The organism is Streptococcus sp. HMSC076C08 (genome assembly GCF_001810825.1).
GTDB lineage: Bacteria > Bacillota > Bacilli > Lactobacillales > Streptococcaceae > Streptococcus.
On record NZ_KV802736.1, the window covers coordinates 179,194 to 197,133 of the forward strand.

The following is a 17,940-nucleotide window of genomic DNA, read 5'->3' on the forward strand; positions in this document are numbered from 1 at the left end:
GCTCACTTTCTCTTTCTTAAAAGTTTGACGAAGATAAACTGACGTACAAAGCCTGGACAAAGTGCAACAATTGCCTGAATGAAGATACTTTTAGCATATTCCATGTAAGAAATTTGCCCTCGCTCAAGCATGCGCTGACGAGCTTGACGATAGAGTTTAAGGTAACGCAAGCCACCTCGACGCTCAAACATCCCTGCACCGACACGAACCTTACACAAGATTTGATCTAGGTTCCCAGTCTTGGCACCTGCAGCAATCATATTGAGCCAAAGGAGGTCATCCTCCATGTAAAGGCCATCTTCATAGTTGCCCGCCTTGAGGACCATGTCCTTTTTGAACATGACTGTCATATGGTTAAAGGCGCTTCTCATTCTCTGATAAGCCACAATGTCTGCATGCTGAGTTGGAACACGACGATAAGACACAATCTCATCTGGATTGTCAATGAACTCTGCGATATGCCCACCTAAGAGGTCGAGATCTTCTTTCTCCATTAGCTGAAGCTGTTTCTCAAAACGATCCGGAACGGCTAAATCATCCGTATCCATGCGGGCAATAATGTCATACTGGCACTGTAAAACACCGTATCGAAGAGCCAAGCCTAAACCTTGGTTTTGTTCTAAGGGGCACCGTTTAACTGGAATGTCTGACTGAGCTTCCACTTCATCTAGCACCTGATAGAGTTCGGGTGTGAGCGGGCCGTCCTCAACAAGAACAAGTTCACTCGGTTTCAAGGTCTGGTTTTGAACACTTTTGATAGCATCTCTTAAAAACGTCGGATTTTCCTTTACATAGACCGACATCAAGACGCTGATTTTTTGCTTTTCAGGCACAGTTTTTCTCCAATGTATAGATTTCCTTCCACTATTTTATCACAAATTCTCCTAGTTTCCTATTTTTATATCAAATCAAGGAAAATTCTAGTAAAGAAATCTGTCTCTTTTCACTTTATTTTCACTTCCATTGATTGAACTGTCTTGGCTGTCATTACTTGACATTATAAGGAAAAAACCTTAAAATAAGCTGTTATTAAAATCATCCTATCGAGGTTTTTATGAAAAAACAATCACTCTTTTTTGTTCTAGGAATTGTCTTAATCGGGACTGTTTTACGCTCTCCTTTTACTGCTCTTCCAACCATTTTAGGAGATATCGCTCAGGGACTAGGAGTGGAGGTTAGCTCTCTTGGGATTTTAACCAGTCTCCCTCTCTTGATGTTTGCTCTTTTCTCTGCTTTTGCAAGCCGCTTGGCACAAAAAATCGGGTTGGAACACCTCTTTACTTACTGTCTCCTCCTCTTAACTGTTGGCTCTGTCATTCGTATCTTCAATCTTCCCCTTCTTTATCTAGGAACCCTAATTGTGGGAGCAAGCATAGCGATCTTCAATGTACTCCTCCCAAGTATGATCCAGGCAAATCAGCCTCAAAAGATTAGTTTCCTAACAACTCTCTATGTCACTGCCATGGGAATTTCGACAGCCATCGCTTCTTATCTATCCGTCCCTATCACCCAAGCTAGTTCTTGGAAGGACCTCATCCTCGTTCTCAGCTTTCTCTGTCTGGTCACTCTACTAGTCTGGTTGCCAAATCATCGCCACAATCACCGCCTAGAAAGCCAAAAAGAAAAGCAAGTCAAAGAGAATATTCTAAAAAGTAAAGATGTCTGGGCTATCATTATCTTTGGCGGGCTTCAGTCCTTGCTCTTTTATACAAGTATGACCTGGTTGCCAACTATGGCTGTTAGTGCTGGTATTTCTAATAGTGATGCGGCTCTCCTCGCTTCTATTTTCTCACTGATCAGCATTCCTTTTTCGATGACTGTTCCAAGTCTGACGACTCGTCTATCAGATGGTTACCGTCGAATCATGCTGGCAATTATCTCTATCGCTGGTATGATGGGAATTGCCATGCTCTTGTATCCAGCCAATAATTTCCTCTACTGGTTAGTTGTCCATCTCTTGATTGGAACGGCCTGCAGTGCCCTCTTCCCCTACCTCATGGTTTGCTTTTCTCTTAAAACCAGTTCTCCTGAAAAGACAGCTCAGCTATCAGGACTAGCGCAAACAGGAGGCTACATCTTGGCGGCCTTTGGTCCTGCCTTGTTTGGTTATAGTTTTGAACTTTTTCAATCTTGGATCCCAGCTGTCCTTGCCCTTCTAGCCATCGATATCATCATGACCATCTCACTCTTTATGGTAGATCGGGCTGATAAAATCCTCTAAACTTCTAGTTTTTACTAGGAGTTTTTTATATATAAAATTTTTACACATATTTCTTGACAGGGCTTTCAACTTGAGATACAATATATTTGAAAAGAGTATATATAAAATTTTTATATAATATAAAGGAGGTTTCCCATGTACTTCCCAACATCCTCTGCCTTGATCGAGTTTCTCATCTTGGCTGTACTGGAGCAGGGGGATTCTTATGGTTATGAGATTAGTCAAACCATTAAGCTCATTGCCAATATCAAAGAATCTACGCTCTATCCCATTCTCAAAAAATTGGAAGCCAGTGGCTTTCTAACCACCTACTCTAGAGAGTTTCAGGGGCGTATGCGCAAATACTACTCCTTGACCAATCGGGGCGTAGAGCAGCTCGTTACTCTAAAGGAAGAGTGGACGCTCTATACCGAAACCGTCAACGGCATCATAGAAGGGAGTATCCGCCATGACAAGAACTGACTATCTGACTCAGTTAGAAACCTATCTCCATAAACTACCTGAAGCTGACCGCATCGAAGCCATGGACTACTTTAAGGAACTATTTGACGATGCAGGTCCAGAGGGCGAAGAAGAACTCATTGCCAGTCTGGGAACTCCAAAAGAAGCTGCCCATGATATCCTCTCTGATCTTCTCGATAAAAAGGTCAATGAGGCACCTGCTCAAAAGAATGATCGCCAACTGCTACACATTGCCCTCCTGGCTCTGCTAGTAGCTCCTATCGGAATTCCGGTCGGGATCGGCATCCTCATGGCCATCATCGGTATTTTTATCGCAGCTGTCTCCGTCATTCTAGCCTTTTTCACTGTTTCGGTGACGGGTATCCTGCTAGGTGGACTCTTTATCATAGAGAGCTTTAGTGTTCTGGTCGAAGCCAAATCTGCCTTTATCTTGATTTTTGGGGCCGGTTTGCTTTCTATCGGTGCTTCTTCTCTTGTTCTACTAGGTATCTCCTATGTAGCCCGTTTCTTTGGTCTCCTAATCGTCCGCTTGGTGCAATGGATTCTTAAAAAAGGAAAGAGAGGTGACAGACATGCGTAAATTGACAAAAGGATTTCTCATCTTTGGTGTGGTTTCTACAATCCTTGGTTTTATCATGATCATTGTAGGCGCCCAGTCCAATGGTATTCAAAGTTTGCTTGCCATGTCAAAAGACCCCGTCTATGACAATCGTATCGAAGAAGTGACCTTTGGAAGCGAAGTGGAAAAACTTGATTTGACCCTTGAAGAACACAGCCTAACCATCACAGAGTCTGTAGATGACAAGATCCATATCACCTATCATCCTTCCGTATCTGGTCGTCACGATTTGACTACTGGTATGAGTGACAAAACACTGAGCGTCACTGACAAACAAGCCTCCCAACATCGTTTTCTCGGTTCAGGAATCGAAAGCCTACTTCGTATCGCCAGCAACTATTCTAATCGTTTTGACGAAGTCGTTCTCTCCCTACCCAAAGGAAGAAAGCTGCAAGCTATCACCGTCTCAGCCAATCGTGGACAAACTAATATTCGTCAAGCCAACCTTGAAAATGCAACCATCAAAACAAAAGGCTATCTCTTAAGACTAACAGAAAGTTCTATCAAGAACAGCACATTAACGGCATCTCATATCATCAATATCTTTGATGCCGAATTGACAGATAGTCAGGTCAAGACGGAGGGAGCACACATCTATGCTGAGAATATCCAGGTTCACGGCAAGGTCGAGCTAGAGGCTTATTCAACTCTACAACTCATTCTCTCCCAGAAAGAGACTGACCGTATCAATCTAGAAATTTCTTCTCAGCATGGTGGTATCTATCGTCAACCCAAAGAAGAACATCGTGGACAAAAAGAGAATGTACTTGCCAACCCTTATAAAACCGAAAAAGCAGATATCAAGGATTTACTCATTGCAAAAGCCAACCAGGATATCTACCTACCTAAAGAGGAGCATTCTGCTCCATCTAGAAACCATTGACAAAAACGCTTTCATCTGCTAGTCTAAAGATAGAAAACGACCATAAAAAAGGAGGTTCCACCATGACACAAGAATGGTTTGAAAGCGCCGATCTTGAGAAGAAATCAGCTCAGACGAAATCGGAAATCCAGCCCGACCAACCAGAGACTTCGGAAACTGTGGAGACCGAACCACAAGCAAGCCAAGAAACTCCTATCTCACCTAAAGAGTCGGAAACGCATGAGGAGGAAGCTCCCGAAATGGCTGAGGAAACCCAAACCGAGGAAGAGGGAGAAGGGAAAGCTGAAGAGAAAGGCAACCAAGAGAACCCTACAAAAGAAAAAAACATCCTCAGCAAGGCTTTAGATAGTCCCTATATCCCAGATATTGACCCCCGCAAAACTGCTCGATTCAAAGAAGAAATCGCACTATTTTGGACTTGGCTTCTGGACGCTATCCAAGAACCAACTGCCAGCAAGACTACGGACCAAAAGCATCGTTACAGTGTCTTTGGCCTGCTCACTTTGCTATCCATGATTAACCTTTTCTTTAGTATCTATCATATCAAGCACCTCTACTACGGCTATATGGCATCTATTGCCAATAGTTTACCTAACCAGCTCCCTCCTTTAAATCTCTTTGCTGGACTCTCCATCTTGGTCGCTAGCGCTCTATTTTACTTTTCCATCATTTTGGGAGGCTTTACTGTCCGACGTGTGCTGGACCAGGAGAGCGACTTCACATTCCAAGAAGCCTTCGATCGGTATAGCCGACTCTTTGCTATCCCACTTGTCCTAACGGCTCTAGCAAGTTTCTTTGCACTCTTTGGTGGCTTACGATTTGCTGGTATCCTCACTCTTCTCAGCATGGCCATCTTTGCCCTTGGAAATCTCTTTGTGATTAGCAAGCCAAGTAAGACCAGTAGCCTGGACCCATTTTATCGATTCCTGCTAGCTGTCTTACTTGATGGCGCTATTCTCTTCCCCTTCTTCATTGCAGAGCTCGCGCTGACAGTAGACTACCTTCGCATCCTGACCTTCTTTTAACCAAAATCCCTGCCATTGACCAATGACAGGGATTTTTAGACTTACTCTTTTTTAAACAAGGCCTACTCGATGCTTGCCAATTCCTCAAAATCTTTTCCCAAAATGGCTTGTACTTCTAGTTGATTGGCATCTAGTTGGTGGTAAAATGCTGTTGGTAGTGACTCTAGGAATTTTGCGTAATCCAAGCGAGCGATGGATTCGTAGTCTTCGGCTTTTGAACCATCACCAGAAATCGCCACTAGGTCAATCTCCCAAACAAGTTCCTTGCCTGCTAGCTGCTCCGTATAAGGCACAGGTACAATGGGTTCTTTTGGCAAAATCGTCTTGACTCCTTGGGCTAGGTGATAGATACCGTGCACCTTGCCTTGAGCATCTGGGTAAAATTTCACACTGGCAAGGTAGGCATCAGAGCCTTGAACCTTCTTGACTAGCTCTTCAAAACGTGCCAATCCATCCTCAGCAAAAAAGCTCTCGAGGTATTCCTTGTTAAGATAGATAGGGGACAAGATTCCTTGGCAATATACTAAACGAACCGCCTTATCCGCTAGATAATTCTGAACTGTTTGTCGGAAATAAGCTTCAAAGTCAAATCCTTCTAACCCTTCTACCACATGCCCCAACTTGCTCGATAGGGCTTGGAGGAGAGCCTCTACAATCTCCCAGTCCGCTCTGGTAAGGAAGTCTGGAATCACCACTTGATAGCCTTTTCGACTATCCGCATAGTTCACCTTGAAGAGAAATTGTGACTGACCTACAATCCCACACTCGATATACTCGAGACGATTGAGGGGCTGACGGAGATAGACCGCATCATAACTGTGTGACTCCAAGCCCTCCACCAAGGCCAAGATAGACTTGGCAGTCAAGACCTCCTGTTGTCCTAGAATACTATCTTTATTTGGGATAAAAAATATTTTCGCCATAACTGGCCTCCTTTGAAATCGTTTACACATAGTATACACTATTTTCCTGAAAGATACAGAAACAAATTTTAGATTTTTGAGTAAAAAGCATAGAAAAACAGCCCCTAAGGACTGTTTGATGTTATACAGTAGCGACTTGATCCAAGCTTTCACCGATAGCTGCTAGGCGCTCGATTACTTCTGCTTGTGTCAATTCATTTTCTGAAACATAGCGGTTGCGTGGGTGAACACGGCACTCGTGTGAGCATCCACGGAGGTACTTGTCTTCATTTTCTTCTGATGTCAAGATACGACGGTTACAGAAGGGATTTCCACAGTTGACATAGCGTTCACATGGTGTTCCATCAAACCAGTCTTTCCCTACGATGGTTGGGTTAACATGGTTAACATCAACGGCGATACGCTCGTCAAAGACGTACATTTTCCCATCCCAAAGCTCACCTTGAACTTCTGGATCTTTACCGTAAGTTGCGATTCCTCCGTGCAATTGGCCGACATCTTTGTAGCCTTCACGGACCATCCAGCCTGAGAATTTCTCACAGCGAACGCCACCTGTACAGTAAACCACAACACGTTTATCCATGAATTTTTCCTTGTTGTCACGGACCCATTGTGGCAACTCACGGAAGTTGCGGATGTCTGGACGGATAGCCCCTCGGAAATGTCCTAGGTCGTACTCATAATCGTTACGTGTGTCAAGAACCACTGTATCTTCGTCAAGAAGGGCTTCTTTAAACTCTTTTGGAGACAAGTAAGCGCCTGTTGTTTCAAGTGGATTGATGTCGTTGTCAAAATCGTTGTCTTCCAAACCAAGGTGGACAATTTCTTTCTTGTAGCGAACAAACATCTTCTTGAAGGCTTGTTCATTTTCTTCGTCAATCTTGAACCAGAGGTCCTCCATGCCTGGGAGGCTGTGAACATAGTCCATGTATTTTTGAGTTGTTTCGTAGTCACCTGAAACAGTCCCGTTAATCCCCTCGTCAGCGACGAGAATACGGCCTTTGAGACCGATTGATTTACAGAAAGCCAAGTGATCTGCCGCAAATTGCTCTGCGTTTTCAATTGGAGTATAAAGGTAGTAAAGTAAGACACGAATATCTTTTGCCATAAGATTTGTTCTCTTTTCTATTCTTAAATTTTCAGAATTTTTCATTCAACTATACTAGTATACCCACTTGGGAAAACGAATGCAATTTATTTGACCGGAAATTATATAGAGAGACCTGCCACTGCACTTCATCAGTAACCATAGCGAATCGCAGATAATTCTCTCAATTTTTTGATTTGCTTAGCTTGATTTTCTGACAAACCCAGCTTGTTATCAATCAACACACGTGAGATGTCAACATTCATTTGGCTCAGAATAAATGGAGTAGAGGTTCCATCATCCTCTAATCGTTTTTGATAAATCACTAACTGATTTTTTAGGGGAGCAAGTTGAGGCGCAGCCTTTATATCTTCCAATAGATGATCAATGATGGTCATCGCTTCACAACGCCTTTCACTTCCTCCAGCAAACCATTTTAATGGTGTCATACTCATTTTCCTCCTGAAATTCGCTTATAAAAAAACTATAATTCCTAACTCTCATGCTAATATTTTACCCAAACACCCTATGTAAAAAAGTCAGCAAAAATGGCAAGGTCGCTACAATATTATTGATCACATGCACCGCATAGGATGGATAAATGCTCTTGGTATAACGGGTCAAACCAGCAAAAATGATTCCAGATGTTGCAAAGACGAAGATATCTAACAGACTAGGAAGGCTTGAAAAATGAGGGAGAGCAAATAAAATAGAAGGAAGAAGCAAATCAAGACCAAATCGCGAATCTTTAAAAAAGGCGTGTTGCAGTAATCCTCTATAGATTAACTCTTCCATCAGTGGAACCAGAAAGAACAGGGCTATATAAATACCTAGCTCTGCAAAATTAGTCCCACTATAACCAATCAATACAGCCCAACCTTCCGCAGTTGACTGAACATGTTTAGCTGTCTGAACGTTAAAAGAGATCTGGAGCACTACCACTAATACTGTCAAAATCGAATACCAAAGCCATTTTTTTCTTGGAATGCGAAAGAGATAACCGTGCCCTGTCTTAACCAGAATCCAAATCATGACTCCGCTAAATAGCAAACTCAAGATATTTTGAATCCAGAAGAAATTGCCAATCTGGGAAGAAAATTGCCAATAGTTTTGGACAATAAGCGTCAGCTGGCAAAGGCCAAATACGAAAAATAGGTAAGAGAAGACAGCACTCATTTTGAAAAGAAGACGATATTTTTTCATAATAAATCCCCTATAGATGTATGTGTATCACATCGCATAAACCCTCAGAACAACTGTTTTCATTTTTACATCCTAAAAATCACTACCTCCCCTAGAGAACTAGGGAAGGCAGTGATCACATTTTTAGGAATTAGGAATGAATACACGAAATCAATCGTTCTTATGATTTTTTGTTTTTCAAGAATTCGTCGTATTGTTTTTGCATTTCGTTCAATACTTTTTCGTAGGCACCTTCAGATTTCAATTTTTCCATCAATTCTGGGATTGCTTTATCTGGGTCTACAGTACCAGTGTTGATAGCTGTATCGAATTGTTGCATTGTGTTAGAAATTGCTGAGATTTCAGATTTCACATTGTCAGTGTTAAAGATGAATCCAAGTGCTGGAGATTCTTTAGCTTCTGCCAATTGTTTCTTAGAATCTTCGATTTGTTGGTCTGTAACGTTTTCGTTGATGTAAAGAATCCAGTTGTTACCAGTGTTCCATCCACCCATGTGAGTATTTCCTTTGTAGCCATCAAGGACGCGTACACGGTTTTCTTTACCTTCAATTTTTTCCCAGTTCTTACCTTCTGGACCGTAAACAAGACCGTTCAAGAGTTCTGGGTTTGTGTTCAAGAGATTCAACACTTCCATTGATTTTTCTTTGTTCTTAGAGTTGTTTGAAATAACAAAGTTAGCAACTTGTGTTGTTTGGTTTTTCTTGATAAAGTTAGTGATTGGTTTGATTTGGATATCTTTGTTAGCAACACGTGAGAGCAAGCTGTTACCGTAGTCAGCTGGTCCTACTGTTTCTTCACGAACAAACCAAGTATCTTGTTGAAGGTCAAATGAAGTGTCGCTTGTTGCTACGTCTTTTGGAATGTATCCAGCTTCATAGAATTTGTGAAGAGTCTTCAAATGTTCTTTGAAACGAGGCACTTCGTAACGGTTTACGATCTTAGTAGTGTCTCCTTCAAGGTCGATAACAAATGGAAGTCCGTTTGGTACTGGGTAGTCAAAGTTATCAGATGGGATAAAGTTCTTCGTAACCGCAAATGGTACTACATCTGGAGCTTTTTCTTTAATTTGTTTCAAGACTGGTTCAAGTGTTTCGTATGAAGTGACACCTGAAATATCGATACCGTATTTAGCAAGAAGAGTTCCGTTGAAGGCAAAGTTTTGAGATGATGCAACGTTAGCTGCAACTGGTACTGCATAGATCTTACCGTTTACAGTGTTCCCTTTGATGTAAGCTGGGTCAAGTGCTTTGTAAAGCTCTGCTCCTTCTTTTTTATACAATTCTGTCAAGTCAGCATAAGCACCTTTTTGAGCATTTACGACATAGTTAGATGCAAATGCGATATCATAGTTTTCACCAGATGATGTGATAACAGACATTTTCTTATCATAGTCACCCCATCCAAGGTATTGGATATCCAATTTAGCACCGACTTTTTCTTCGATGATTTTGTTTGCATTTTCTAGCAATTCATCCAAGTTGTCTGGTTTGTCACCGATTTGGTACATTTTGATTACAGGTTTTTCACCTGAAGTAGTATCTGCAGCTTTTTTGTTGTTACCTGTAAGGTTTCCACAAGCAGCAAGACTTGCAGCCAAAGCGACTACGCTAGCAGATGCAAAAGCATATTTTTTCCAGTTTTTCATGATAAAAACTCCTTTTTTTATTTTTAAACTTATAAACGATTTAATGATTTGTAACTTCAGTCACTAAGATGAAGTTGGGAAGGGAGAAACGGTGTTTCTCAATAAGTGCTATTCTTTCACACCACCGATTGTCAACCCTTTAACAAAGTAGCGTTGGAAGAATGGATACAGAATCGCGATTGGAAGGGTTGCAACCACAACCATGGCCATACGACCTGTTTCTTTTGGTAGAGCAACTCCCAGTTGGCCAGATAGGCCGACTGCTTTTGCAATGTAGTCCATATTTTGCTGGATTTGCATAAGCAAATATTGCAATGGATACAAGTTGTCACTCTTGATGTAAAGAAGGGCGTTGAACCAGTCGTTCCAGAAACCAAGAGCTGTCAAAAGCGTGATGGTTGCGATACCTGGAAGTGACAATGGCAAACAAATCTGGAAGAAGATCCGAGCTTCACTGGCACCATCGATACGAGCAGATTCGAGAATGGCTTCTGGAATGGTCTTCTTGAAGAAGGAACGCATCAAGATGATGTTGAATGGTGAGAGAAGCATTGGAACAATCAAGGCCCAAACGGTATCACCCAGTTGAAGCAGGCGAGTGACCACGATATAGCCCGGTACCAAACCAGCATTGAACAACATACTAAGAAGAGCGAAGATCGTAAAGAATCTGCGGTACTTAAAGGTTGTCCGTGAGATGGCATAGGCATAAGTGGTTGTAATGAAGACGTTGGTCACTGTTCCGACTACAGTTACAAAAACTGAGATAAAGAGCGCTTGGAGGATCTTATCTTTAAACTGAGCTAGGAACTGGAATCCATCTACACCAAACTTCGAAGGGAAAAAGCTATATCCATACTGGAGAATGCTCTTTTCATCTGTTACCGAAATGATGATAACGAAGATAAATGGCAAGATACAAGAAAGAGCGATCAAACCAGAGATAATACTAAAGAAGATATCTGCTTTCTTACTGAAGGAGTGAATGCCGACATTATCGATTTTTTCTTTTTTAATTTTCTTTTCTGCCATATTCTCCTCCTTTCTAGAACAAAGCTGAGTTTGGATCAACTCGTCTTGCAAGCAAGTTTGATAGGATAACCAGAATCAAACCGACTACGGATTGGTAAAGACCGGCTGCTGAGGCCATACCGATATCTGCTGTCTGAGTCAAACCATTAAAGACATATACATCCAAAACGTTGGTTACATTGTAAAGCTGACCAGCATTGTGTGGGATTTGATAGAAGAGACCAAAGTCTGCACGGAAGATATTTCCGACTGCAAGGATGGTCAAGACTGTTACAAGCGGAGTCAACTGAGGAATGGTTACGTTGCGAATACGTTGCCACTTGCTAGCCCCGTCCACTGTTGCTGCTTCGTAGTAGGTGGGGTCAATTCCCATGATCGTCGCATAGTACATGACACTGCTATATCCAAAGCCTTTCCAAATACCTAGGAAAAGGAGAAGGTATGGCCAAATGCCTAAGTCAGCGTAGAAGTTGACTTCCTTCATGCCAATGGATGTTAGGAAATGGTTGAAGACCCCTTTGTCAATGTTTAGGAAGGCATCTGTAAAGAAACTGATGATAACCCATGACAGGAAGTAAGGGAACAACATAGACGTTTGGAAAATTTTAACCATTCTCTTAGAGCGAAGCTCGCTGAGGATGATGGCAATCCCTACTGATACAATCAAACCGATAAAGATAAAGCCGAGATTATAGAGAACGGTATTTCGAGTGATGATAAAGGCATCTTTTGAACTAAACAAGAATCTGAAATTATCTAACCCGACCCATTTACTATTCACAATACTATCTATGAAACCATTACTGGTCATATGGTAGTCTTTAAAGGCGACCACATTCCCAAATACTGGAATGTAAAAGAATAGAATCAACCAGAGTGCCCCTGGTAAAACCATCAAGAGAAAGATCCAGTTATCTCTCAAGGTCTTTGAAAACTTTTTCATAATTTCCTCCCTTTTTATTCCTAAAAACTGATTTCATCGAATTTTTAGGTTTGATAACGATTACATTATTAGTATACTCCTATTTGAAGGTCAGGTTAAACTACTAATTATAGAAAAAACTCCACAAATTATTTTTTGTGGAGAAGTTTTTTATAAGAAATAGGTTTCACGAGAAACACTCTGACTCGGAAAAGATGCCTTTAAGTCGTATAAATCGTCGATGCGGTCGCAATAGTATGCCACTGGTTGGCTGTAGTGGCTGCGAAATCCTTGTCTGCGTAGAAGTCAGTAAATGGTAAGATTTCAACCTCTAACTCGTCGATGCGGTCAATCTGTCCTGCCAGATAAGCCTCGATGCGGCTTTCTGCGCGTTTGATGCGTTGCAAAAGTCCGCCCATACGGATATCAACCGTATCCAAACCAAAGACCTTGTTTTCTTTCAACCATTGACGGCTAAAGAGGGTATGGAAATGTTCGATTTGGCTTCTAAGTTTTGGTAATTCTTGTCTTGCGATTTCTTTCAGATTTTCTTTATCATCCGCTTGGTAGGCCTGACGAATGCGTCGGCCCACATCCACTTTACTACTTAAAATCTGGTTCAACTGGGCCTGAGTTTCAAAGAGATAAGAGTAGGCGCCAGCTTTTTCTTTGATTTCAGCAAGCGTCTCAGCAGCCTGAGCGAAGTGCGGCTTGTCCTGTTCAGGTGTCATGTGCTGGTCAAGAATCGGGCAAAGAACATCCTGATAAAAGACGTAGCGGTTGGGATTGATCCCGCTGAGATTGCCTGGTAGGTCTGGCAAGAGATTAGCTAGGTCAATCTGCATAAAGTCCTCAACCGAAAGACCTGTATTGGTCTTGAAGTGAGCAGACAAACGGTCTAGGTCATTGCGGTAGCTGAGTTCTGCCCAGTTTTGCAAGCTGGGTAGGATAGAAAACTGAGCTGTCTCGCCACCATTGTCCCCCCAACCAGTCACAATGACTTCCTTGATTTGATTGGCACGGCAGGCTTTATTGGCCTCAATAGCGATGAGACGGCTGAAATGGTTGTGTGGGGTAAAACCAATCCATTTCCAAGCCCCGCCTGCGAATGCGATATCTTGGCTAATCTTGTGGTGATTGCGGAAGTTACGGTTGTATTTTTCTTCGCTATCTTGGTAATAATCCCAATAAACCAAGGTTACACGATCTTTGAGACGGTCTAGGTAGACACGAGTTTCCTCAGGAATTTCCACATCGCGGTCGTACTGGCCATCTGCTGACATGAGTTTGAAAAACATGTCACTCCACATTTGGCAGTGGAAACCATACTTATCGGCAATATCCAGCACGCGCTCCAAGTGTTGGCACATGAGGAGACTACGGTCCACAACACCGTTCAAAATGAGGTAGCGCCCCAAACCAACCAAGTGGGCTTCGTCCATCCCGATATTGACCTTGCGTGTCTGCAGTTTAGACAGAGTGGCAAACATCCCGTCAATCAAATCATAAACCTTTTTTTCGCCAATAAGGAGAATATCCTCCACATCACGGAGTTCTTGCACTTCCTTAACCCCCCATTTGACGAAGGCCGACAAGTGGGCCAAGGTCTGGATACAAGGCACAAAGGTCATGTCAAACTGCTGGGCGTAGGCTTCTATTTCCTGCAACTCCTCAGCCGAGTAGGCACCACGGAAATAACCAAAGTAAGGTTGTCCCTCAATCTGATAAGTATCTTCCATGTAAAGCTCAAAGGTTGAGTAGCCCATGAGAGCCAAGACCTCAATCATCTGCTTAGCAGAAGCGACATTCAGCACCGCATTTCGGGAACAGTCTGCCATGTAGGCCAAATCTTCATAAGCCGCCTGCTCCCCAATCGCTACTTTGTCACCTTCTACTAGAGCTGTTGCTAGCACTGACAAGGCACGGTAGAGTTGATGGGGTTTGCGATAGGTTAGTTGATAGTGCCCACTTTCACCCTTGATAGAGATAGAGGCTTGGTCAGACTGAGCGACTGCAACTTCCACATCTGGTAAAGAGATATGCTTTGTCAGCAAGTCGATTGCCTGAGTTTGTTTGGGACTAAGCCCCGTAAATCTTACCATTGGTTTTCCTCCTGTAGCCAGTTGACAAGGGCACCGTAGAGATTGGCATCTGCATGATAGGTGCAAGCTTGGATAACAGGTGCGACCGTGTATTCTTCGTAGGTTTCGACAAATGCTTCGACAGCTTGTTTGACGCCTTGGATAAAATCTGGATTTTGACTGATGGAGCCTCCCAGACTAATGACATCTGGATCGATCAGATACTGAATATTGAGCAAGCCTTGAGCTAGATTACGGTTCATGCGCTCAATGGCTTCTTGGCAAAGGGCATTTCCTGCTGCGGCCTCTTGGTAAATCTTGCGACCATCCCAGTCAGTCTGACCAGATTTTTCAATCACGTATCGAACCATGTTCCCTGTAGATGCTAGTTGCGACCAGTTGTTGAGCTTTTCTGCTGGTGCAATGGTTGTCATATAGCCAAACTCTCCTCCCAAGCCGTGACGACCACGGTGAAGTTTGCCATTGATAATCATGGCACCGCCAATTCCTGTCCCAATCACGACACAGGCTGCATTTTCAATCTCTGGGTGAGCCAGCAGTTCACTCAGTCCAACACAGTTGGCATCATTTTCTAGATGGATAGGGAGTTGATGATGAGCAAGGGTCTCATACCAAGAAAAGCCATGGATGTAAGGTACGGCACTGATTCCCTCAATGACACCTGTTTCTTGATTGACCGCGCCTGGAACGCTCATGGCAATGCCCTTATAATCTTTCTCTGCCAAGCATTGGTCTAGCCAAGTCAGTAAATCTTCTAGGGTTTCTGGTGTCGGTGTACTTGTCTTATCTAGTATTTTTCCATCAGGAGTCAGACTGGCAAACTTAATCCCAGTCCCTCCGATATCAATGGTTGCAATCGTCATATTTTCACCAAAAAAGGGACGAATCAGTAGTTAATCCTTACTCTTTCGCCCCTCCTTTCTATCTCATAGTATTCGTTATCAAACACTTTAAAACTGTTAAATGTCTTCTTTTTTAATCAATTCTGTACGAATTTCTTGTGGCGCTAAGAGTCCTGAATGAACGGGATATGGTCGCTCAAGTAAGTCAAGAATGGTTTGTTGGTGTTCTGATATGCGAACATTTTCTTGACTCATATTGTAGTAACGGAGGACATATCCTTCTTCATTTTCCGCCACTTTAAAGGCTGTTGGGCAAACTTGTGGTAAGCTGAGTGCCGCATGACTCAAGAGGCTACCAGTTGCAGCAACACTTCCTTCTTGTTTAGCAACTTGAAGACTAGTGAATGGTGTTTGGAAGGCTTTAGCACGACGGAAGGCTGAGAAGCGCTCCCCTGCTTGGTGGCATTCAAGTGTAAACTCGACTTCAAACTCACGCAAGCATTGAGCCTCTGGTGTTGGGAAGTAACCCCAGTCACCTAATTCACCTGAGGCACGAAGAATGGTCACGGCAATGGTATCGTCTCCAAGGATTTCGTACTCATGCAATCCTTTATTTGCCACCGTCACTCCTTTTTCATCATCATAAAGGCTGACAAAGGCTTGTTGGTGTTGTGGATTTTCAGGATTTTCCCAAGAAGCAGCTGGTTTGTTTGGTCGTGTCACCACCTCATAGATGCTTTCAGAGTCATTGCTTGGACGTGTGTTATGAGTCTTAACCAAGAGACGGATACGGTGGTCCTTGGCTGTGTTAGTAAAGCGAGTCTTGAAGCGGATTTGTGGATTATCAACAAAGACGGTCATCTCTGTTTCCAGAGGAAGAGTTGTCAATTCTTCTGAGCGCCCAGCTTCACGCGTCATAAACTCGATGATGCCTCTTTGTTCCGCATCCAGTTTTTCGTCTGCACTTACTGGAATTGTCAATTCATGCTTGAGCAAAATCTTGGCAAAACGTGCTGTATTTTCCAAGACTTCACAGCCTTTTAGCTCGGCGTAGATAGGCTCTGTTCCTTTTGGTTGGAAATAGATGTACTCATTTCCAATGTCACCACGGTCTTCAAAGCGAATAACATCTTCATAAGCTTCATGAGTTGTCTTGTCGTAGACCGTGATGTTTTCATCCACACTGACCGTTACAAATGGCGTATCAATCACTCCATTTTGGTAAATACCGTCACGGTGTTCTTGTTCTCCTTCAAGCAATTGGAAGGTTGTCCAAGAAAGTGATGCTAGATGAACAGGGACTGTCACGCGCACTTGTCGAGCGATACGAGCCTGACGGAACTTGTCTTTTGGCAAATCATACTCAAAATTAGCTCCCAAATCTTCGATTTTCGCTTCTACAGCATGTCCTTCCAAGTCTTCGACACGGTAGCTTGGCAAGGTCAAGGCTGCCATCTTCTTATAGCCTTCTGTTGGGTGCAATTCTTTGAAATCACAAGTCGCTACATCAATCACGGTGCTGACCGTATCAACCTTGTCGTGCAAGCCTGTGTTGATGACGGTAAAGAGACGGTCGCTTTGCGCTTCGTGGGTTGCAATTTTACCCTTCCACTCGTTGAGAAGGTTGGTCTTAACGAAATTTCCAACTTGGTTGACCTTGGCAAAACGTGTTTCCATCTCACGGTGAACCTCGTCCACACTACAGCCACAGATACTGTCATGGGGCGCATTTTGTAGAAGGACTTTCCAAGCATAGGTCAACTGGTCCTTATGATTGTGACCACCAGTGATGACAGTCAATGGCTCCACTACTTGTTCTAGGAGATTGCTATTTTCTTGGAAGGCTTGTTTGAGGTAAATGCGTGATGAAGAAGTGTTGGCAAGCGTGTACCAACCATCTGTTTCCTGACTGGTCAACTCACCTGTAACTGTTGATAACTGCTCTGGCAAAGCACTTTCTACTGCATGGACATAGTCATCAAAGGAACTATGAACAAAAGTCACATCTGGGAAGAGTTCATTTGCCACACGAATGGCTTCACTCAGATTGCGCTGTACAGGCTGGTGATCACATCCGTTCATCATCAACCATTGGTTTGTCGAAGCGTAGTCACGCACGTCTGACAATTTTTGTTTCCAGAAAGTTAGGGCCTCGTCCTTATCAACTGGAATTTCATTCCCGTTACTGTACCAGTTGGCAAAGAGGATACCGAGGACACGACTTCCGTCTGCACCCTGCCAGTACATTTCTGAAAACTGGGAAGTAAACTGCTCATCTTCGAGGACTTGGTTGTCAAACCCAATCGGCTTCACACCACGCCCAAAAGCTGCCACGTGAATGCCTGATTTTTGAAGGATTTGAGGAGCTTGTCCCATATTTCCAAAGGTATCTGGGAAGTAACCAATCTGGGTTGATTTGCCCCATTTTGCACATTCTGCTTGACCAATCAAGGTATTGCGAACATTGGCTTCACTAGAAATCAAGTAATCATCCTGCAAGATGTAAAAGGGACCAATTTTGAGTTTGCCTTGGTCGATGTAACCTTGGACTTTGTCGCGATTTTCAGGGCGAATTTCCAAATAGTCATCAAGGACAATGGTTTGGCCATCCAAGTGGAAACTCTTGAACTCAGGGTCATTTTCAAAAAGGTCAAAAAGATTATCAAATAATTCCACCAACTGCATACGGTGGCTTTCAAAAGGTAAGTACCACTCACGGTCCCAGTGACTATGTGAGATAATATGTACAACAACATTTTCCATGAAGTAAAACCTCATTCTAAATTTAAATTTTAACGTTTTAAATGTAAAGGTGTGATTCTGACACGAATCGGTGAAACTAAAGCGAGCTCCTTATACTCAATAAAAATCAAAGAGCAAACTAGGAAGCTAGCCGCAGTCTGCTCAAAGCACTGCTTTGAGGTTGTGGATAGAACTGATGAAGTCAGTAACCATACCTACGGCAAGGCGAAGC

16 protein-coding genes are annotated in these 17,940 nt (G+C 42.9%); 5 read left to right on the plus strand and 11 right to left on the minus strand.

Annotation, left to right across the window (positions count from 1 at the left end):
* Window positions 1–2 precede the first annotated feature (2 nt).
* A complete protein-coding gene (locus HMPREF2766_RS09190) occupies window positions 3–833 on the minus strand; it encodes a glycosyltransferase (protein ID WP_070569479.1) in 831 nt (276 codons plus the stop codon).
* 221 nt (window positions 834–1,054) lie between these two features.
* Between HMPREF2766_RS09190 and HMPREF2766_RS09195 the strand changes: the two genes are divergently transcribed.
* The 5 genes from HMPREF2766_RS09195 (at window position 1,055) to HMPREF2766_RS09215 (ending at window position 5,210) form a co-directional block, all read left to right on the plus strand.
* On the plus strand, window positions 1,055–2,221 hold the full coding sequence (locus tag HMPREF2766_RS09195; protein ID WP_070569482.1) for a CynX/NimT family MFS transporter: 1,167 nt from the start codon (window positions 1,055–1,057) through the stop codon (window positions 2,219–2,221).
* 135 nt (window positions 2,222–2,356) lie between these two features.
* Window positions 2,357–2,683 carry a PadR family transcriptional regulator gene (locus HMPREF2766_RS09200; RefSeq protein WP_000273861.1) on the plus strand — a complete coding sequence of 109 codons (327 nt, stop codon included), beginning with the start codon at window positions 2,357–2,359 and terminating at the stop codon, window positions 2,681–2,683.
* On the plus strand, window positions 2,670–3,263 hold the full coding sequence (locus HMPREF2766_RS09205) for a DUF1700 domain-containing protein (RefSeq protein WP_033630476.1): 594 nt from the start codon (window positions 2,670–2,672) through the stop codon (window positions 3,261–3,263). Before HMPREF2766_RS09200 ends, HMPREF2766_RS09205 begins: the two co-directional genes overlap by 14 nt.
* The gene (locus HMPREF2766_RS09210) at window positions 3,256–4,185 is read left to right on the plus strand and encodes a DUF4097 family beta strand repeat-containing protein (protein ID WP_070569485.1); all 930 of its coding nucleotides are present in this window, start codon (window positions 3,256–3,258) and stop codon (window positions 4,183–4,185) included. Before HMPREF2766_RS09205 ends, HMPREF2766_RS09210 begins: the two co-directional genes overlap by 8 nt.
* 62 nt (window positions 4,186–4,247) lie before the next feature.
* Window positions 4,248–5,210 (plus strand): DUF6574 domain-containing protein, encoded by a 963-nt coding sequence (locus HMPREF2766_RS09215; RefSeq protein ID WP_070569488.1) that lies wholly within the window; start codon window positions 4,248–4,250, stop codon window positions 5,208–5,210.
* Between the two features lie 62 nt (window positions 5,211–5,272).
* On the opposite strand, the gene HMPREF2766_RS09220 is transcribed toward HMPREF2766_RS09215, so the two are convergent.
* The 10 genes from HMPREF2766_RS09220 to HMPREF2766_RS09265 form a co-directional block, all read right to left on the minus strand.
* Complete coding sequence (locus tag HMPREF2766_RS09220; protein WP_070569492.1) at window positions 5,273–6,133, minus strand: DUF4299 family protein; 861 nt, start codon at window positions 6,131–6,133, stop codon at window positions 5,273–5,275.
* Between the two features lie 121 nt (window positions 6,134–6,254).
* Window positions 6,255–7,241 carry an oxygen-dependent tRNA uridine(34) hydroxylase TrhO gene (locus HMPREF2766_RS09225; RefSeq protein ID WP_001030012.1) on the minus strand — a complete coding sequence of 329 codons (987 nt, stop codon included), beginning with the start codon at window positions 7,239–7,241 and terminating at the stop codon, window positions 6,255–6,257.
* Between the two features lie 131 nt (window positions 7,242–7,372).
* Complete coding sequence (locus HMPREF2766_RS09230) at window positions 7,373–7,669, minus strand: bacteriocin immunity protein (protein ID WP_070569495.1); 297 nt, start codon at window positions 7,667–7,669, stop codon at window positions 7,373–7,375.
* Between the two features lie 64 nt (window positions 7,670–7,733).
* Window positions 7,734–8,423, minus strand: a complete 690-nt coding sequence (locus HMPREF2766_RS09235) for a CPBP family intramembrane glutamic endopeptidase (protein WP_070569498.1) — start codon at window positions 8,421–8,423, stop codon at window positions 7,734–7,736.
* Between the two features lie 160 nt (window positions 8,424–8,583).
* Window positions 8,584–10,068 (minus strand): ABC transporter substrate-binding protein, encoded by a 1,485-nt coding sequence (locus tag HMPREF2766_RS09240; protein WP_000800429.1) that lies wholly within the window; start codon window positions 10,066–10,068, stop codon window positions 8,584–8,586.
* A 108-nt stretch (window positions 10,069–10,176) separates the two neighbouring features.
* Window positions 10,177–11,100, minus strand: a complete 924-nt coding sequence (locus tag HMPREF2766_RS09245) for a carbohydrate ABC transporter permease (RefSeq protein WP_000818344.1) — start codon at window positions 11,098–11,100, stop codon at window positions 10,177–10,179.
* A gap of 13 nt (window positions 11,101–11,113) precedes the next feature.
* Window positions 11,114–12,043, minus strand: coding sequence for an ABC transporter permease (locus HMPREF2766_RS09250; protein WP_000714584.1), 930 nt, complete (start codon window positions 12,041–12,043; stop codon window positions 11,114–11,116).
* 200 nt (window positions 12,044–12,243) lie between these two features.
* Entirely contained in the window at window positions 12,244–14,124 is a 1,881-nt protein-coding gene (locus tag HMPREF2766_RS09255; RefSeq protein ID WP_070569501.1) for a beta-N-acetylhexosaminidase, read from the minus strand.
* The gene (locus HMPREF2766_RS09260; protein WP_070569504.1) at window positions 14,118–14,987 is read right to left on the minus strand and encodes an ROK family protein; all 870 of its coding nucleotides are present in this window, start codon (window positions 14,985–14,987) and stop codon (window positions 14,118–14,120) included. The genes HMPREF2766_RS09255 and HMPREF2766_RS09260 overlap by 7 nt, the downstream gene beginning before the upstream one ends.
* A gap of 96 nt (window positions 14,988–15,083) precedes the next feature.
* Window positions 15,084–17,729 carry an alpha-mannosidase gene (locus tag HMPREF2766_RS09265; protein WP_070569507.1) on the minus strand — a complete coding sequence of 882 codons (2,646 nt, stop codon included), beginning with the start codon at window positions 17,727–17,729 and terminating at the stop codon, window positions 15,084–15,086.
* Window positions 17,730–17,940: the final 211 nt, after the last annotated feature.

Bases quoted from the DNA above. Each gene is read 5' to 3' on its own strand.
- HMPREF2766_RS09195 (WP_070569482.1), top strand. From the start codon at position 1,055: ATGAAAAAACAATCACTCTTTTTTGTTCTAGGAATTGTCTTAATCGGG.
- HMPREF2766_RS09200 (WP_000273861.1), top strand. From the start codon at position 2,357: ATGTACTTCCCAACATCCTCTGCCTTGATCGAGTTTCTCATCTTGGCT.
- HMPREF2766_RS09205 (WP_033630476.1), top strand. From the start codon at position 2,670: ATGACAAGAACTGACTATCTGACTCAGTTAGAAACCTATCTCCATAAA.
- HMPREF2766_RS09210 (WP_070569485.1), top strand. From the start codon at position 3,256: ATGCGTAAATTGACAAAAGGATTTCTCATCTTTGGTGTGGTTTCTACA.
- HMPREF2766_RS09215 (WP_070569488.1), top strand. From the start codon at position 4,248: ATGACACAAGAATGGTTTGAAAGCGCCGATCTTGAGAAGAAATCAGCT.
- HMPREF2766_RS09220 (WP_070569492.1), bottom strand. From the start codon at position 6,133: ATGGCGAAAATATTTTTTATCCCAAATAAAGATAGTATTCTAGGACAA.
- HMPREF2766_RS09225 (WP_001030012.1), bottom strand. From the start codon at position 7,241: ATGGCAAAAGATATTCGTGTCTTACTTTACTACCTTTATACTCCAATT.
- HMPREF2766_RS09230 (WP_070569495.1), bottom strand. From the start codon at position 7,669: ATGACACCATTAAAATGGTTTGCTGGAGGAAGTGAAAGGCGTTGTGAA.
- HMPREF2766_RS09235 (WP_070569498.1), bottom strand. From the start codon at position 8,423: ATGAAAAAATATCGTCTTCTTTTCAAAATGAGTGCTGTCTTCTCTTAC.
- HMPREF2766_RS09240 (WP_000800429.1), bottom strand. From the start codon at position 10,068: ATGAAAAACTGGAAAAAATATGCTTTTGCATCTGCTAGCGTAGTCGCT.
- HMPREF2766_RS09245 (WP_000818344.1), bottom strand. From the start codon at position 11,100: ATGGCAGAAAAGAAAATTAAAAAAGAAAAAATCGATAATGTCGGCATT.
- HMPREF2766_RS09250 (WP_000714584.1), bottom strand. From the start codon at position 12,043: ATGAAAAAGTTTTCAAAGACCTTGAGAGATAACTGGATCTTTCTCTTG.
- HMPREF2766_RS09255 (WP_070569501.1), bottom strand. From the start codon at position 14,124: ATGGTAAGATTTACGGGGCTTAGTCCCAAACAAACTCAGGCAATCGAC.
- HMPREF2766_RS09260 (WP_070569504.1), bottom strand. From the start codon at position 14,987: ATGACGATTGCAACCATTGATATCGGAGGGACTGGGATTAAGTTTGCC.
- HMPREF2766_RS09265 (WP_070569507.1), bottom strand. From the start codon at position 17,729: ATGGAAAATGTTGTTGTACATATTATCTCACATAGTCACTGGGACCGT.